The sequence below is a fragment of the Alphaproteobacteria bacterium genome (assembly GCA_040218575.1).
Taxonomy (GTDB): Bacteria; Pseudomonadota; Alphaproteobacteria; order JAVJRE01; family JAVJRE01; genus JAVJRE01.
Window position 1 is genome coordinate 160,569 of the sequence record JAVJRE010000003.1, and the last position, 16,930, is coordinate 177,498.

Consider the following 16,930-nt stretch of genomic DNA (forward strand, 5'->3'; position numbering starts at 1 on the left):
CGGCCTCGTCAGGCTATGGCGGGGAGCCGGGGCCTATCGAATGTATACGTGCACTTCGTTGGACTGCACGTTGGGGCTCGACAGGGCCGACAGGGTGACCCGGTCGGCCGGCAGGCCCATGCCGCCGAGCGAGCGCAGGACGGCTTCAGCGTTGCGCCGCGCCGCATTGGCATTGAGGGTGACCTGGGCCGTGGTTCCCTGGGCCGGCGAGACGGCGACCAGATCGAAGATAGCGTCCGGCCGCCGCTCCATAGCGCGCGACATGGCGGTGAAGAGGGCCTGTTCGTATTCCACGTTCGGATTGTCGAAGCGGATCACCACCAGCGGCTGCCGCCCGGTGAGGGAGGCTGCCTGTGCCGGCGCCTGAACCTGCGGCACCGACGAGGTGAAGGCCCGGTTGGACAGGGAGGTGCCGAACAGCTCGCCATTCTTGATGGCCAGGGCCAGGGTGTTGAGATTGCCGCGCTCGCGATTGACATAGATGGACTGGCGGCTGATGTCCTCGCTCAGTTCGTTGAGCAGCCGGTCGATGGTGACCACCGTGCGATTGACCTCGTCCTCAAGGATCGACAACTGACGATGGTCTTCGTCAATGGCGCCCTGCAGCCCGAAGGTGGCGCGGGTGGATTCCAGCAGGAAGGCGGAGAGCGATGCGTCGGCGGCAACGCCGTTGGCCAGCTGGCTCATTTCACCGATGGTGCCGTTGATGGTCTCCAGCTCGACCTGGGCCTGGTTCCACTGGGCCTGGAGGATCGGATTGCCCGGCGTGGTGCCCACCTGCAACCGTGACATGATCGCCGCCATAAGGCCGAAGTAGCGCTGGGCATTGGCGGCAACGCGGCCCCGGGTGTTCTGCAGCGACTGATTGCGCTGAGCCAGATTGGTCTGCAGGCGCTGCAGCTCGCTGCGCAGGGTGACCACTTTCTGGCCGACGAAGGTGTTGGTGGGCACGCCTGGCGTGACGCCGCCGGGCTCGAAGGTGCCGGTGTTCAGCAGCGGTGGCGCCACCGGCGCTACCGTCGGATCACCGGACGCTTCGCCGGCCGACGGCGCAATGGCGACGGTCTGGCCACCCTGTGAGGTCTGGCCCTCGGTCGGGGCCGGCGATGCGCCGGTCAGTGTGGGCCACAACGACTCGCTGGCGAAGGAACAACCGGCGAGCACAAGCGCCGCGACGATGACAAGACCGGGAAGCTTGACTGCCGACATATAGAACCTGCCCCCTGTTGGCGCGGACTGAGCCCGGCACGACCCCTCGGCGGCGAGACTAGCATAGCCGCCGCAGACTGGCCGTGCTTACTGCCGTTAAACAAAAAAAGCAAGCTTGTTCTATAGGTTAGCGAATGGTTAACAGGCAGAGCGTCAAGCGGTCAGGCCTCCGTGCGAGGCGGGCCCGGGATCGGGCGGCTGGCTGCGGGCGACCGGCTGGCTGGCCGGGCGATCCGGTGGGGCGGATGGGGCGGCCTGCGTCTTTGGCGGGCGACGGCGCGCAGACCCGTGGCGGCCGGAACCGTGGTGCAGACGGTCGTGGCGCGGCGCGCGGCGCGTTAGTCGGCGGGAAGGTAATTCGGCGGTGGGCCGCTTGTTCCGTTGTGCCCTATCGCGTAACGTCCCGCCTCCCGCCGCCGGACCGGCGCCTGTACCGGCGCGGTCAGCAGCCGGAATTGCGCCCGTAGCTCAACTGGATAGAGCGTCTGACTACGGATCAGGAGGTTGGGGGTTCGAATCCTCCCGGGCGCGCCATGACCGCATAGCGCCTTTACACAGCGCCACATCGCGCCGTTCTCGCACCGCCTGACGGAGTCAGCGCCAGGCCGGGCCACTGCCAGACGTGGGCCTCTTCAGGTCCGGGCGCCCTCAGGTCTGGGCGCCGGTGCGGCTGGCCTGGTGGATCAATTCGTCGGGGATATCGTCGAAGGAGGCGTAGTTCATCGAATAGAGGCGGGCGTAGAGGCCTTTATTGGCCATGAGCTGGTCATGATTGCCTTCCTCGATGATCTCACCGTCCTGCAGGACGATGATGCGGTCGGCGCCGCGGATGGTCGCCAGGCGGTGGGCGATGACCATGCCGGTGCGGCCTTCCAGGAGGCGTTTGAGGGCGCGCTGGATCAGCATTTCCGTATAGCTGTCGATATTGGCGGTAGCTTCGTCCAGCACCAGAATACGGGCATCGGCGACAATGGCGCGGGCGAAGCTGATGAGCTGGCGCTGGCCGAGCGAAAGGTTGCCGCCGCGCTGTTCCATCACCGTGTCATATCCGGCTGGCATGGCCATGATGAAGTCGTGCGCGCCAACCGCCTTGGCGGCGGCGACCACATCATCCATCGATACTCCGCTTTTGCAGTAGCGGATATTCTCCAGAATCGTACCGGTGAACAGATAAGGCTCCTGAAGAACCATGGCGATTTCGTCGCCCAGGGATTGCTGCGTCACGTCGCGCACGTCCTGACCGCTGATCAGCACCTGGCCGTCCCATACATCGTAGAAGCGGTGGACCAGCGCCATGATGCTGGTCTTGCCCGACCCGGTCGGCCCGACCAGAGCGACGGTCTCACCGGGATTGACCTTGAAGTTGATGTTCTTGAGGACCGGCTGGTCCTTGAGATAGCCGAAGGTGACGTTGCGGAACTCCACGGACCCGTCATTGTCCACCAGCGGCCGCGCGGTTTCCTTATCCATGATGTCCAGCGGGACATCCAGCACTTCGAAGATGCGCTGCCCGGAGGCCATGGCGCGCTGCATGATGGAGTACTGGATGGTGAGCGAGCGGATGGGATCGAAGAAACGCTGAACGTAGAGGACGAAGGCGACCATGACGCCGAGATCGAGCGTGTTGCCAAGCACACGATTGCCGCCCAGCACGATGACAATCGCCATGGCCGCACCGGTCAGCGTGTCGACAATGGGAATCATCACCTGCGAAAACTTGCTGGCAGTCAGGTGGGCCTGCAGATTGTCCTGAGCCTTTTCCTCGTACAGCACATAGTTGACCGGTTCGCGGTTCATCCCCTGGATGGTGCGGACGCCGTTGATTCCCTCGGCCAGGGCGCCATTGGCCACGGAGCTGGTCTCACGCGCGCGGAGAAAGGCGCGCCGCGCCGCCGGCAGCCAGATGATGCGGACAATGAACAGGGTCGGCACAACCGACAGGGTGAAGAGCCCCAGTTGCCAGTCCAGCGCCAGCAGCACAACGACAATGCCGAACAGCAGGACAAAGTCGCCGATGGCATAGACCGACGATTCCAGAAACTCCTGCAGCGCATACACATCGCCCTGCAGACGCGACATGAGGCGCCCCACCTCCGTCTTGTCCATGAACGACAGAGAGACGTACTGCAGATGGGCGAACATGGCGCGACGCAGGTCGAACAGCACTTTTTCCGCCGCCTTGCCGACGACGATCTCCTGGGTCAGGTTGGCCAGGTAGTTCAGCGTCACCACGCCGAGGAAGCCGAGGGCGAAGATACGCAACAGGTCCAGGTTCTCCGCACCTTCCACCAGCGCGCTGTCGATGGCGCTGCGGATGAAGAGCGGAGCGGCAATCTGGGTCAGGGTGAAGATCAGAACAGCCACCAGACCGACCATCAGCGGCCGGCGGTAGGGCCAGACAAAACGCCAGAAGCGTTTCATTACATGGCCGTCGAAGGCGCGGGCGAAAATGACCTCGTCCTGGCTGATCTGCGAGCCGACGACCGCCAGTGGCGGTCGCTTGTCGTCGCGCCCGGTCACGTCGGAAGCAGGATCGACGGTTGTCTGTTCGCTGCTCATGACGGCGTCCCCGATTCGTCGCCATCATCGCTGGCGCCTGCCGGTCCACCCTGATTGTGCGATAGGGCATCAACGGCGCCTTCGTCGGGGCGGATCTGCAGGGTGTAGAGATCGTGGTAGCGACCGCGTCTGGTCAGCAGCTCGTCATGGGTGCCGCGCTCGACGATGTGGCCGTCCTCCAGGAACAGAATCTCGTCGGCGTGCATCAAGGAACTGAGGCGATGCGAGATGATGATGGTTGCGCTGTTCTTTGTGACGTCACGCAGGGCGGCGCGAATGCGCTGCTCGGTGGCCGCGTCAATCGCCGCGGTTGAATCGTCAAAGACGATGATGGACGGGTTCAGCAGGATGGAACGGGCGATGGACAGGCGCTGGCGCTGACCACCGGACAGCGATACCCCCCGCTCGCCCACCAGGGTGCCATAGCGACGCGGCAGGCGGTCCACATAGGCTGCCAACTGGGCCGATTCGGCGGCACGGTTGATTCGCTCGCGGTCCGCCCAGGGGTTGCCGTAGGCGACGTTGTACTCAATCGCCGCAGTGAACATGAAGGTGTCCTGCTGCACCACGTTTACGGCCTTGCGCAGAGAGTCCAGCGTCACGTCGCGGACGTCATGACCATTGATCGTGACCCTGCCCGAGGTCACGTCATAGAAGCGCGGTATGAGGTGGGCGATGGTCGACTTGCCACTGCCCGGTGGTCCGACGATGCCGAGGGTCTGGCCGGGGCGCACTTCAAAATTGATATCGTGCAGGATGTCCTTGCGCCCTTCCGCATCCTCGAAGGCGAAGCCCACATTCTCAAATCGCAGCACGGCGGGACCGCCCTCAAGAGGCCGGGCGCCCGGCCGGTCCTCTATTTCAACCGCCAGGTCCATCACCTCAAACAGGCGCGTACCGGAGGTCGAGGCACGGGCGACGGAATTGACCATCATGCCGAGCTGTCGCACGGGCATCTGCAGAATGGTCATAAAGGCAATGAACTCCGCCAGTTCACCGACGCCGATGGAGCCGTGAATGACCTTGGCGCCGCCGACCCACAGGACCGCCCCCATGGACAGGAAGTACACCCAGGTCATGAGTGACGTGTTGCGCACTCGCAGGCCAATGCGCTGCCGGGTCAGCTCCATGGCCTCGGCCGAGACCATGTCGAACTTGGCGAGTTCGTGCTCCTGTCCGGCGAAAGCGCGGACGACGCGGATGCCGGCCAGGTTCTCGTCCATGACACGGGACAGGACCGACAGCTTGTCCTGCAGCAGGTGCCAACTGTGGCGCAGTTTCAGCCGGGTGACGATGGCCCGCCAGCCGACAATGGGCACGAAGCTGAGGGCGACGCAGGCCAGCCAGAAGTCGATGCCGATGAGAATCCAGGCGCCGCCGCCGATCAGGATCGCCAGGAGAACCACGCGGATGATGCCGGTGTCGGTGAACAGCCGCACGCCCTCGATGTCCAGCATACCGCGGGTCATGAGGTCACCGGTGTGGACCTTGTCGTGATAGCTGAAGCTCAACCGTTGCAGCTTGGCGTAGTACATCATCCGCAGCTCATAGCCGATGCTCTGGCCGATGGCCTCACCCTGGTAGTTGTGCAGGGCGGTGAACAGGCCGCGCAGGACGCTGGCCCCCAGCAGCAGCATGGCGACGTTGAACAGACCGGCGCGTGCCATCGCCGGATCAACCACACGGTCGCTCAGCAGGCTGGTTGCCTCGCGCACCGCATCGCCGATGAACTGAGGAATGGTCAGTTGGAACACAGCGGCACAGATCACCGCCGCCAGCGCAATCGTCATGCGCCAGCGATAGCGGAACGACATGCGGGCGATCCGCTTGAGAGTCAGGAGCCTGTCACTGTCGCCATGGGCCAGAGTGGTGGGCACATCCGGTCCCAGGCCCGAGCGGTGGCGGCGGCTTACGGCGGTGATGGCGTTGGAAATCGTCCCGGCCCCGTGTTTCGTGCCGGACCAGGCCTGTCGCCGGGACCCACCAGGGGCGCCCGTCGCACGTGATCCGGCATCATGATCTGACAGGACGACGATAAATCACGTCCCCCGGCAGGGATACACCTGCTGGCGGTTCATGACAATATAACGGTGTCCGTGCGCTCGTATGGATATGGTGGACAGGGCCACATGAATATGGCGCCTTCGGGTCGCGGGGGCCGTGACAGGAGCGCCGACCAGCCGGCCGGCGGGCCGCGGCATCAGCCTGTCGTCACGCCGTTTCCGCAACCTCCGTTGACACCAAGGTGTTGCCCATGAGCCTCGACCCCAGCCGTCTGATTGCCGTGATGAACGGTCTGCCGCCGGAGGCGATCTGGCTGATCACCCTGTTGGTGTGCTTCGCCAGCATTCTGTTGCTTCTGCGTCTGTTCGGCGCCGCCGGTTTATTCATCTACATCGCTGTCGCGGTAATCGGCGCCAATCTGCAGGTGCTGAAGCTGGTCCAGTTCTCCGCCTTCGCCAACCCGGTGGCGCTGGGCACCATTCTGTTCTCAACCACCTATCTGTGCACCGATATCCTGACGGAATATTACGGCGTCCGCACCGCCCGCCGTGCGGTGGCGCTGGGCTTTTCGGCCTATCTGCTGATGACCGTGCTGATGCTTCTGACCCTCGGCTACCGGCCGCTGACGGCGGTGGAAGCCGGGCCGGACCTGGCCTGGGCGCTGGATACCCATGGGCATCTGGCGGGGCTGTTCATCCCCGCCCCGGCGATCTTCGCGGCCGGTATGACAGCCTATCTGGCAAGTCAGTTTCATGATGTCTGGATGTACCGTTTTATCGGCCGGCTGACAGGCGGGCGATGGCTGTGGTTGCGCAATAATGGATCGACCCTGCTGTCGGGGCTGATCGACAACACTATTTTCAGCGTGTTGGCGTTTGTCGTTCTGGCCCCGCAGCCGGTCGGCCTGCAGGCGCTGGTTTTCACTTTTATCCTGGGAACCTACGCCATTCGTGTGGTGGTGGCGGTGCTCGACACGCCTTTTCTCTATCTGGCGCGGCGGGTCATCCCGCGTCGCCCGGTGGCCGATGAGCCCCTATCGGCGCTGCGGCGCGGGCCGGCGGAAAGCGGCGCCTGATACAGGCGCGCCGGGCCGTCGGCGATGGGCTGGATGGCGGAAAGAAGGTGGCCGGGCCTCCGGCCGGCTTCAGCCTGGGGGAGGTGAGCTGGCACTGCGGCGGGTCCGGGGGAGGACCGCCTGAAGGCCCGGCGCTTGAGGACGAGTATGACCGACTCTGCGAAACGAGTCTGTGACGGCGGTCACAGCCGGACTGGCCGTGCCGAGGCAAGGCGCATAAGGTTGGTCTGAACCCGCCGGGTCTGGCCCTGGTGCCACCCCACGCGTCCCGTTTGCGCCACTACAGAACATCACGGTCATCTTGCCGTTGCTCCCGCTGAAGCCAAAACTGCCGTCCTCTGCTGACCAGGCCTGCACGGCGGCGGTGAGGCCCGCCGGGCTGGCGGTGGTGTCGCTGGCGGTGGCATTGCTGGTGGGCCTGGCTGCGACGCACATGGCGGCGCCGCCGGCCATGGCCCAGGCTGCGGCGGAAGTGGCCCAATCGGCGGGCCCGCCGGCGCAGGAGCCGCCGCCGGCAGCCGGCGAGCAGGAGATCCGCCAGCTTATCGAGACGCTGCAGGATCCGGCGGCCAGGGCCCGGCTGATTGATGACCTGGAGATGCTGTTGCAGGCGGCGGCCGCAATCGGCGGTGGGGTCGGCACGGGCGATGCCGTGGCCGACCGGCCTGAAAACGGGCTGGTCACCCGCCTGGCCTCGGAAGCCGGGCGCCTGGGTGGCGAGTTCGACGGTCTGGTCGGACTGGTGGCGGACATCCCCGCGGCTGGCGCCTGGCTGAGCGACCAGGCTCTTGACCGGGAAAAGCGCCAGGCGTGGCTGGCCCTGGGCTGGCGATTGCTGATCGTGCTGCTGGCGGCGCTGCTGGCGGAAGCCGTATTGCGGATTGTCCTGCGCCCGGCGCGCGCGCGGCTGGAGGCGCGGGACGGCGACGGTAGCGGCGCCAGCCGATTGATTGCGCGCGGCTTCTACCTGCTTCTGCGGACGGTCCTGGATGTGGTGCCGATTGGCGGTTTCGCCGTCGCCGGTCTGGTTGCCTTGTCGGTGGTCAATCCAAGCGCAACGGTAGAAGACGTGCTGATCCTTGTGGTCCAGGCCAATGTGGCGGTGCGCGTGGTCATGGCCGGGTCGCGTATGGTGCTGGCGCCACGGGCGCCGGGCCTGCGTCTGCCGCCGGTGGGTGACAGTGCGGCGGGCTACCTGCATGTCTGGATCTCTCGTTTTTCCACGGTTGGCCTGTACGGTTTTCTGCTGATCGACGCGGCGCAGCGGGCCGGCCTGGCGAGTGTGCCGGCGCGGGCGATGGACAAGATCGTCGGTCTGTTGCTGGCGTCCATGGCGGTGGTCTTTATCCTGCAGAACCGACGGGCCGTAGCCGGGTGGATCGGCGGTGGCCCCAGCGGCACCTGGCACACGCTTCGGCAACGGGTGGGCGACGTCTGGCACCTGCTGGCGATCCTCTATGTGGGCGGTGTTTATGCGGTGGCGCTGGTGGAGGCCGGCGACGGCTTCGCCTTCCTGTTGCATGCCAGCGTCATCACGATTGTCGCCTTTGGCGCGGCCCTTCTGGTGTCGGTTGTGCTGAGCGCCCTGATCCGGCGTGGCTTCCGCCTGAGTAACGATTTGCGGCACCGGTTTCCGGCCCTGGAGGATCGCGCCAATCGTTACCTCCACGTTCTGCATGCCATTGTCCGGGCTGTCCTCCTGATTGTTGCCACCCTGGTGGCGCTCGATGCCTGGGGTGTCGGCGTCTTCGCATGGCTGACCACGGCGGCCGGACAGGCAGTGGTCAGCGGTGCCCTGATCGTCGTCATTGTCGCCCTGCTGACCCTGGCGATCTATGAGGGCGTGAGCATGGTCATCGAGAGCTATCTGGCGCGGGCGGAGAATGAAGAGGATTCGTTCAACCTGACTCAGCGCGCCCTGACCCTCCTGCCGTTGATCCGGCGGATCATGATGGTGGTTCTGGTGACTCTCGCCGCGATGGTGACCTTGAGCGAGATGGGGGTGGATATCGCCCCGCTGCTGGCCGGCGCCGGTGTCCTTGGCCTGGCCGTAGGCTTTGGGTCACAGACACTGGTCAAGGATGTGGTCACCGGACTGTTCATCCTGCTGGAAGACCAGATATCGGTGGGCGACGTGGCGGAGCTGGGCGGCCATACCGGTGTCATCGAGGCCATCAGTATCCGCACGGTGCGTCTGCGCGACCTGCAAGGCATTGTCCATATTGTGCCCTTCGGTGAGGTGACAACCGTAAAGAACTACACCCGTGAATATGCCTATGCCTTCATGGAAGTGGGCGTGGCTTATCGCGAGAACACCGATCACGTGATCGAGGTTCTGAAGGAGGTGGCCGAAGACCTGCGTCAGGACCCCGAGCACGGGCCCAATATTCTGGAGCCATTGGAGGTCATGGGCGTCGACCGCTTCGACGATTCGGCGGTGATTATCCGGGTCCGGTTCAAGGCGGTGGCGATGACCCAGTGGGGAATCCGGCGCGAGTACAATCGACGCATGAAACTGCGATTCGACAGGGACGGGATCGAGATTCCCTTCCCGCACCAGACGCTGTACTTCGGCGAGGATCGGGCCGGGCGCGCGCCGCCAGCGCGGGTGCGCGTGGACACCGGCGACGGTGAGCGGCTGGCCGGCGCGACGGGACCAGAGGCGGACAACCAGTCGGGCACGGGGTCTGGCGGGGAGCGCGGCAAGGGCGTGACGGAGCCGCCGGCCGGCTAGGCGCCGGTGTTGCCGTCAGGCCTGTTGCGAGGCTTCGGCCTCCAGCACTTCGAGGGCTTCGACGGTCGTGGCGGCCAGGACCCGCAGAGCGACGGCGGCGGAAAACCCGGCGCGGGCGAGGGAGGCGAGATCACGCTGGCGGCGCCCTTCCTGGTCGGCCACAGGCCGCAGGGGGCCGAGCCGGCGGCGACGGACCAGCCGGCAGGCGGCGGCCAGATCCGGGTCGCCGGCCTCCGTCGCCAGGTGATCGAGAGCCGCGGCGATGGCATCGGCCTTGACTCCTTTTTGCCGCAACCGGGCGTTGATGGCGCGACGGGACAGCCCCTGACGCATGAGGGTGATTGCCCGGGCCCGGGCAAAGGCCTGATCGTCAAGCAGGCCGGAGCGCTCGAAGCGGCGCACAATGTCGTCGATCCACACGCGCGCCTGATCCGCGTCCACATCGTCACGAACCTTTGCGGCGCGAGCGACCCGCCGCTCCAGAACGCGCTTCAGATTGGCGCTCGACGAGGCGAAACGCTGCAGATAGAAGAGAGCGCCGTTTTCCAGGCTGGAGAGAGTGATTCTGCGGGGCGGCCGCGGCCCCCGCCCGGAGCCGGGCGCGGATGCCGGCGATGGCGCCGAACCGGAGGAGCCGGACCGGGTCATGGCTGGTGGACCGCGCTCACGCAGACCACATGGGCGATGGCGTGAGAGGCCATCGGCGGCCCGGCCCGATGACGTTGACAGAGGCGACGACGGCCCCAATACTCAACGGTTTCCGGTTCATTCCGGCGGTAACAGACGGCTATCCCCCGATCCTCCGTCCGACCGCCCAGCAGGACGCAGCCATGGCTGAGCAGGCCCCTATTCCGGCGATCATGCCGACCTATGGCAATCCCGACCTGGCGCTGGTGCGCGGCGAAGGGGTGTGGGTGTATGACACCGACAACCGTCGCTATCTGGATTTTGCCGGCGGTCTGGCAGTGACGATTCTGGGCCACGCTCATCCCCATCTGGTGAAAGCCCTGAAATCGCAGGCGGACGCCCTGTGGCACACGTCTAACCTCTATCGTATTCCCGAGCAGGAGCGACTGGCCCGGCGGCTGACCGACGCCACCTTCGCCGACACGGTCTTTTTCTGCAACTCGGGCGCAGAGGCGGTGGAGGCCGGTATCAAGTTGATCCGCCGCCACTTCGATGCCAAGGGCGAGCCGGACCGCTATCGCATCATCACGGCGGAAAGCGCCTTTCATGGCCGCACCCTGACCACCATCTCCGCTGCCGGTCAGGACAAGTATCTGGATGGCTTCCGGCCGGAAGTGGACGGCTTTGACCATGTGCCATTCGGCAACATGAACGCGCTGCGCGCGGCCATTGGCCCGGCGACCGCGGCAATTCTGGTGGAGCCGGTGCAGGGCGAAGGCGGCGTGCGGCCGGCGCCGGACGGTTATCTCAGGCAGTTGCGGGAGGTGGCGGACGAGTTTGGCCTGTTGCTTATGTTCGACGAGGTGCAATGCGGTTATGGCCGCTCCGGACGCTTCTTCGCCCATGAGTGGGCCGGCGTTGCACCGGACGTCATGGCGGTTGCCAAAGGCATCGCCAATGGCTTTCCCATGGGCGCATGCCTGGCCACGGCCGATGCCGCGCGGAGCATGACGGCCGGCACCCATGGTTCGACCTTCGGCGGCAACCCCCTGGCCAGCGCCGTCGCCAATGCGGTGCTGGACGTGGTGCTGGCCGATGGCTTTCTGGCCGGTGTGGAAAAGCGCGCGGCGCGCTTTCGCGGTGGCCTGGAACGCCTGGCGGCGGCCCATCCGGCGGTGTGGACGGGGGTGCGGGGCAGCGGCCTGATGCTGGGCCTCACATGCGCGGTGCCTAATGCCGGTCTGGTGGCGGCGAGCCGTGCTCACGGCATGCTGGCGGCAGTGGCCGGGGACAATGTCTTTCGCCTGTTGCCGCCGCTGATTGCCGAAGACGAGCATTTCGATCATGCCCTTGACGTTCTGGCGACGGTGGCAAAGGAGGCCGAGGCGGCCGCCCCCCCGGCGGGGGCGGCGGCATGAGCACCCCGCGGCATTTCCTTGATCTCGACCGGGTGGATGGCCACACCCTGCGGCGCATTCTGGCGGTGGCGACGAAGTTCAAGTCCGGCGCCGCCGGTGCGCCGCCACTGGCCGGCAAGACCCTGGCCATGATCTTTGAGAAGCCATCGACCCGCACCCGCGTATCGTTCGAGGTGGGGATGCGCCAGCTTGGCGGCAATGTGGTGGTGATGTCGCCGCAGGACACGCACCTTGGTCGCGGCGAGACCGTGGCCGACACCGCGCGTGTTCTGTCGCGCTATGTGGACGCCATCATGATCCGCACGGACAACCCCGCCAAAGCGCACGAACTGGCGCAGCACGCCACCGTGCCGGTGATTAACGGGCTGACCGATCGCTCCCACCCCTGTCAGTTGATGGCCGATGTGATGACCTATGAGGAGCATCGCGGGCCGATTCGCGACCGCTGCGTGGCGTGGGTCGGCGATGGCAACAATGTGGCGGCCACCTGGGTGCAGGCGGCGGCACGGTTCGGCTTTGAGATTCGCGTCGCCAGCCCGACGGTGCTGCGGCCGGACGCGGCCATGGTCGACTGGGCGCGCGACCAGGGCGGTCGGGTCATGCTGACCGAAGACCCGCTGGCGGCGGTGACCGGCGCCGACTGTGTCGTGGCCGACACCTGGGTCAGCATGGGAGACGAAGCCAAGGGCCCGGTCAGCGAGCGGCACAATCTTCTGCTGCCCTACCGCGTGACCAGCGACCTCATGCAGCATGCGGCTGATGATGCGCTGTTCATGCATTGTCTGCCGGCGCATCGCGGCGAAGAGGTCACCTCAGAGGTGCTGGACGGCCCGCAATCGGTGGTGTGGGACGAGGCGGAAAACCGGCTGCACGCCCAGAAGGGCATACTCGCCTGGTGCCTCGACGATGCCTATGCCGCCGCCTGAGACCTCGGCGCCGAACGATAGCGGGCGGGGCGATGATTTCGTCGAGCCCTTCCAGATTGAGTCCATCGGGGGCGGGGTGCGTGGCCGGCTGGTGCGGCTGGGCCCGCTGGTGGATGACATCCTGACCCGCCACGACTATCCCGAACCGGTGGCGCGCCTGCTGGGCGAGGCGCTGACCCTGACGTCGGCGCTGGCGGCCGGTCTTAAGTTCAACGGTAGTTTCTCGCTGCAGGCACAGGGCGACGGGGTGGTCAGCCTGCTGGTGGCCGATGTGACCGCCGATGGCGAGATGCGCGGCTATGCCAAATTTGACCCCCAGCGCCTGTCGGCGGCGTCGGTCGATTCCACGGTGCGGGCGGCCGGCGATGTGGGGCTGATGGGTCGCGGCTATCTGGCCTTCACCGCCGATCCCGGCGACGACGGCGACCGCTACCAGGGCATCGTGGATCTGGCCGGGGAAACCCTGGCCCAGTGCGCCGAACACTATTTCCGCCAGTCGGAGCAGATCGAGACGCGAATCCTGGCGGCGGCCGAGCCGCGCCAGCGGCCGAACGGCGCCCGGGAGTGGCGGGCCGGCGCGCTGATGCTGCAGCGCCTGCCGACCGATGAGCAGCATCCCGGCGGCGCCCGCAATGCCTATGACAGCGAGTCCTCCGGGCCGGTCAGTGACGAGGACTGGAACCGCGCAGTCATGCTCATGGCCACAAGCACGGCGGACGAGCTGACCGATGCCACTCTGCCGGCAAGGCGATTGCTATATCGTCTGTATCACGAGGACGGTGTGAGAGTGTTTCCCCGCAAGGCGCTGAGCCGGGGCTGTCGTTGTTCGGAGCACCGGGTCCAACGGATTCTGGCCAGCCTGCCGCGGGACGATCTGAGCGATCTGGCCGAGGACGGCAAGCTGGTCATGACTTGTGAGTTCTGCAGCCGCGACTTCGTCGCCGAGCTTGGCGCTGACGGCGCGGGCGCCGATATCCGGGTGGTCAACACGCCGGAGGCCGGCGCCGGCCTTGACAAAGGGAGACTCCACTAATGGGCACACGGCAGCGAGAGGGCGGCGGTCATCGGCGTGGGCGGCGTGGCCGGCGCGGACGGTGGCGCCTGGGTGGAACGATTCTTGTGGGACTGGCGGCGGCGCTGGCGGTGGCCGCCGGTTGCTCCACGGCGCCGGTGGCCACCGAGTATCCGGACCTGACCTATACGCATCTGCCGCCCATTGTGCTGACCGCCGGCACGGTGGAGGTGGTCGATGGCTATATCCCGACCCTCAGCGAGCCAAATGTGGAGCACCTGTTTCCGCTACGGCCGTCCGTCGCCATGCAGCAATGGGCGCACGACCGGCTGCAGGTGACAGGATCGGACGGTCAGGTCGTGCGTTTTGAAGTGGTGCAGGCAAGCGTCACCGAAACATCGGTTCGCGAGGAAGGCGGCGCCATTCGCCGGTTGTTCACCACCGCCCACACGCTGCGCTACGACATGACCCTGGAGGCCAGAGTGGAGGTCAGGCCAAATCCGTCAAGCGCAGCAGTCGGCTTTGTTCGCGCCATAGTCCAGCGTCATGCGACCCTGCCGGAAGACGCGACGGTCAATGATCGCGAGCAGTTGTGGTTTACCATGCTGTCCGCCGCCATGAATGACCTCAACCGTGAAATGGAAGGGCAGATCCGCATCACACTTAATCCATGGCTGGTCAACTAGCGGACACAGCCAGGGCCATAGCCGGCGTCATGCCGGTCATGCGGGTCGATTGGCGCGGGCCCAGACAATGAGCTGGTCAACGAAGGCCTCGCACTTTTCCACCTGTGCAAGCGCGATGTATTCATCGGGCTGATGGGCCTGGGCGATATGGCCTGGCCCGCAGACCACCGCTTCGATGCCTGAGTCCTGGAACAGGCCGGCCTCGGTGCCGAACGACACCATGCCGACGCTGTTCTCGCCGGTGAGCGCGCGCGCCAGGTTCTGCACACGGGCGTTGCCATCGGGTCGCAGCGGCGCCACCCGCACACCGGGCTGCGTGACGATGGCGCAGCCGGGCGCGATCATGCGCATGGCCGGCTCCAGTACGTCACGGGCATAGGCGGCGGCGCGGCCGGCAAGGGCCGCGGCGTCCTCACCGGGCAGGGGGCGGATTTCCCAGCCAATGCGGCAGCGCCCGGGAATGATGTTGTGCGCCGTGCCGCCCTGGATCTGGCCTACATGGATGCTTGTCCAGGGAGGCTCAAACGCCGGATCGAGTTTGTCCGCCGCCTTCATTTCCTCCGCCAGGCCGGCCAGGAAGGAGACGAACTGCGCCCCGGCCATGATGGCACTGACCCCGAGCTGGGTCTGGGAGGAATGCGCCTCGTGGCCGGTCACCAGGGTTTCGAACATCCACACGCCCTTGTGGCCGGCGATGACCTTCATGCCGGTCGGCTCGCCGATAATGGCCATGTGTGGCACGGCTGGCCCCGCCTGGCTGGCGATATCGCGGATGAGGTCCGGCACGCCGACGCAGCCCACTTCTTCGTCATAGGACAAAGCAAGGTGAAGCGGCGTCTCCAGGGGGGACGCCAGCATGGCGGGCACACGCGCCAGAACGATGGCGATGAAGCTCTTCATGTCGGTAGTGCCGCGGCCATAGAGCCGCCCGTCCGCCCTGTGCAGGCGGAAGGGGTCGCGCGACCAGTCCTGGTCGGCAACGGGCACCACGTCCGTATGCCCCGACAGGACGACGCCACCACGCTCCTGCGGGCCGACGGTGGCGTAGAGATTGGCCTTGGTCCGCTCCGCGTTGTGAATCAGGCGGGACGGGACACCCCAGCTCGCCAGATAGTCGCGAACAAAGTCGATCAGCGCCAGATTTGATCGCGACGACACGGTGTCGAAGCCGATCAGCCGTTCGATCAGCTCGCCGGTGGAATAGGTGATTCCCGATGGTGTGGTCGCCATGTCAGCTACGCCAGTAGGACGGAAGGAACAGCACCAGGACGGTGAACAGCTCCAGCCGGCCGAGCAACATGCCCGCGGCGAGGCTCCACTTGGCGCTGTCCGGCAGGCTGGCGAAGGTGCCGGTGGGGCCGATGATGTCGCCAAGCCCGGGGCCGACATTGGAGATGGCGGTGGCGGCACCGGACAGGCTGGTCACGAAATCCAGGCCGATCAGCCCCAGTATCCCGGCCAGCAGGGCAAAGACCGCGATGTAGAGATAGAAAAAGCCCAGTACGGAGTTGGAGATTTCGTCGGATATGGGATGCCGGTTGAAATAGGGAATGAATACGCCATGAGGCTGCAGCAGCCGTGAAAACTGTGTGCGCGCGGTTTCATAGAGAATCTGAAAACGGAAGATCTTGATGCCGCAGGTGGTCGACCCGGCACAGCCGCCAACGAACATGATGAGAAAGAAGATGGTCAGGGCAAAGCCGCCCCACAGGCCGAAATCAGATGCTACATAGCCGGTGCCGGTAAGGATGGAGACGATGTTGAACGCGGCATGGCGCACTGACCAGCCGACAGCGAACCCCTGCTCCAGGACGAGCCAGGCGATCATGATCAGGACAAAGAGCGACACCGCGCCAAAAAACCAGCGGACCTGAGAATCCTCCAGCAGCGCCATGAGGTCGCCGCGTACCGCCCGCAGATAGAGAACGAAAGGCAGGCTGCCCAGGAGCATGAACACGACGCCTGTCCACTGAACGCCCGCATGGTCAAAGGCCGCAAAAGACCGGTCGGTGGTGGAGAAACCGCCAGTGGCGATGGTCGTCATGGCATGGGCCACCGCATCGAAGCCGGCCATGCCGAACAGCCAGTAGAAGACGGCACAGGCCAGGGTCAGCAATAGGTAGATGCCGCCGATGCCAAAGGCGATGCTGGCCGCCCGCGGCAGGGCTTTCTCCGACGTATCCGACGACTCCAGTGACAGCAATTGCATGCCGCCGACACGCAGCATGGGCATGATGGCGATGGCGATAACCACAATGCCAACACCACCCAGCCATTGCAGAATGGCGCGCCACATGAGCAGGCCTTCCGGCACCGAATCGAGACCGACAATGACTGTCGACCCGGTGGTCGTGATGCCGCTCATGGCTTCGAAGAAGGCGTCGGTGAAGGACATGGCAATGGGGCTGAAAATGAACGGCAAGGCGCCGAACAAGGCGATCAGCACCCACGCCGACGTGACCAGCAAGAAGGCCTGTCGGACATTGAGCCGGCTGCCGGCGGAACGGTTGGTCAGGGTCAGCGCGCCGCCGACGAACAGCGTGAAAGCGGAGGTTCCGAGGAAAGTCTCCCACTCCGGGTTGCGCAGCGTTGCGTCCACCAGCGCCGGAACCAGCATGGCCACAGACAGAATGGCCAGCAGCAATCCGTTGACAAACAGGATCGGCCGCAGGTCCGGCAT

Annotated in this window: 12 protein-coding genes and 1 tRNA gene; 7 read left to right on the forward strand and 6 right to left on the reverse strand. The window is 65.6% G+C overall.

Features of this window, described 5'->3' with window-relative positions; all coding sequences use genetic code 11:
* Positions 1-33: 33 nt before the first annotated feature.
* Positions 34-1,209, reverse strand: a complete 1,176-nt coding sequence (locus tag RIE31_04505) for a hypothetical protein (protein ID MEQ8639857.1) — start codon at positions 1,207-1,209, stop codon at positions 34-36.
* Positions 1,210-1,666: 457 nt separating this feature from the next.
* Here RIE31_04505 and RIE31_04510 point away from each other — a divergent pair.
* Positions 1,667-1,743, forward strand: a tRNA-Arg gene (locus RIE31_04510).
* 114 nt (positions 1,744-1,857) lie between these two features.
* Here RIE31_04510 and RIE31_04515 read toward each other — a convergent pair.
* A complete protein-coding gene (locus RIE31_04515) occupies positions 1,858-3,768 on the reverse strand; it encodes an ABC transporter ATP-binding protein (GenBank protein MEQ8639858.1) in 1,911 nt (636 codons plus the stop codon).
* Positions 3,765-5,645, reverse strand: a complete 1,881-nt coding sequence (locus RIE31_04520; GenBank protein ID MEQ8639859.1) for an ABC transporter ATP-binding protein — start codon at positions 5,643-5,645, stop codon at positions 3,765-3,767. The genes RIE31_04515 and RIE31_04520 overlap by 4 nt, the downstream gene beginning before the upstream one ends.
* 377 nt (positions 5,646-6,022) lie before the next feature.
* Between RIE31_04520 and RIE31_04525 the strand changes: the two genes are divergently transcribed.
* Positions 6,023-6,847, forward strand: coding sequence for a queuosine precursor transporter (locus RIE31_04525; GenBank protein ID MEQ8639860.1), 825 nt, complete (start codon positions 6,023-6,025; stop codon positions 6,845-6,847).
* Between the two features lie 301 nt (positions 6,848-7,148).
* On the forward strand, positions 7,149-9,581 hold the full coding sequence (locus RIE31_04530) for a mechanosensitive ion channel (protein MEQ8639861.1): 2,433 nt from the start codon (positions 7,149-7,151) through the stop codon (positions 9,579-9,581).
* Between the two features lie 15 nt (positions 9,582-9,596).
* On the opposite strand, the gene RIE31_04535 is transcribed toward RIE31_04530, so the two are convergent.
* Positions 9,597-10,229: a RecX family transcriptional regulator gene (locus RIE31_04535; GenBank protein ID MEQ8639862.1), complete on the reverse strand. Its 633-nt coding sequence runs from the start codon at positions 10,227-10,229 to the stop codon at positions 9,597-9,599.
* A 182-nt stretch (positions 10,230-10,411) separates the two neighbouring features.
* Between RIE31_04535 and RIE31_04540 the strand changes: the two genes are divergently transcribed.
* From RIE31_04540 to RIE31_04555, 4 genes are all read left to right on the forward strand, one after another.
* Positions 10,412-11,626: an aspartate aminotransferase family protein gene (locus RIE31_04540; GenBank protein MEQ8639863.1), complete on the forward strand. Its 1,215-nt coding sequence runs from the start codon at positions 10,412-10,414 to the stop codon at positions 11,624-11,626.
* Positions 11,623-12,552, forward strand: a complete 930-nt coding sequence (gene argF / locus RIE31_04545; GenBank protein ID MEQ8639864.1) for an ornithine carbamoyltransferase — start codon at positions 11,623-11,625, stop codon at positions 12,550-12,552. The genes RIE31_04540 and argF overlap by 4 nt, the downstream gene beginning before the upstream one ends.
* The gene (locus RIE31_04550) at positions 12,539-13,585 is read left to right on the forward strand and encodes an Hsp33 family molecular chaperone HslO (GenBank protein MEQ8639865.1); all 1,047 of its coding nucleotides are present in this window, start codon (positions 12,539-12,541) and stop codon (positions 13,583-13,585) included. The genes argF and RIE31_04550 overlap by 14 nt, the downstream gene beginning before the upstream one ends.
* 86 nt (positions 13,586-13,671) lie before the next feature.
* A complete protein-coding gene (locus RIE31_04555; GenBank protein MEQ8639866.1) occupies positions 13,672-14,250 on the forward strand; it encodes a hypothetical protein in 579 nt (192 codons plus the stop codon).
* Between the two features lie 36 nt (positions 14,251-14,286).
* Here RIE31_04555 and argE read toward each other — a convergent pair whose 3' ends face one another.
* Together argE and RIE31_04565 are read right to left on the reverse strand one after the other, a co-directional pair.
* Complete coding sequence (gene argE / locus RIE31_04560; GenBank protein MEQ8639867.1) at positions 14,287-15,480, reverse strand: acetylornithine deacetylase; 1,194 nt, start codon at positions 15,478-15,480, stop codon at positions 14,287-14,289.
* 1 nt (position 15,481) lies between these two features.
* The gene (locus tag RIE31_04565; GenBank protein MEQ8639868.1) at positions 15,482-16,930 is read right to left on the reverse strand and encodes a TrkH family potassium uptake protein; all 1,449 of its coding nucleotides are present in this window, start codon (positions 16,928-16,930) and stop codon (positions 15,482-15,484) included.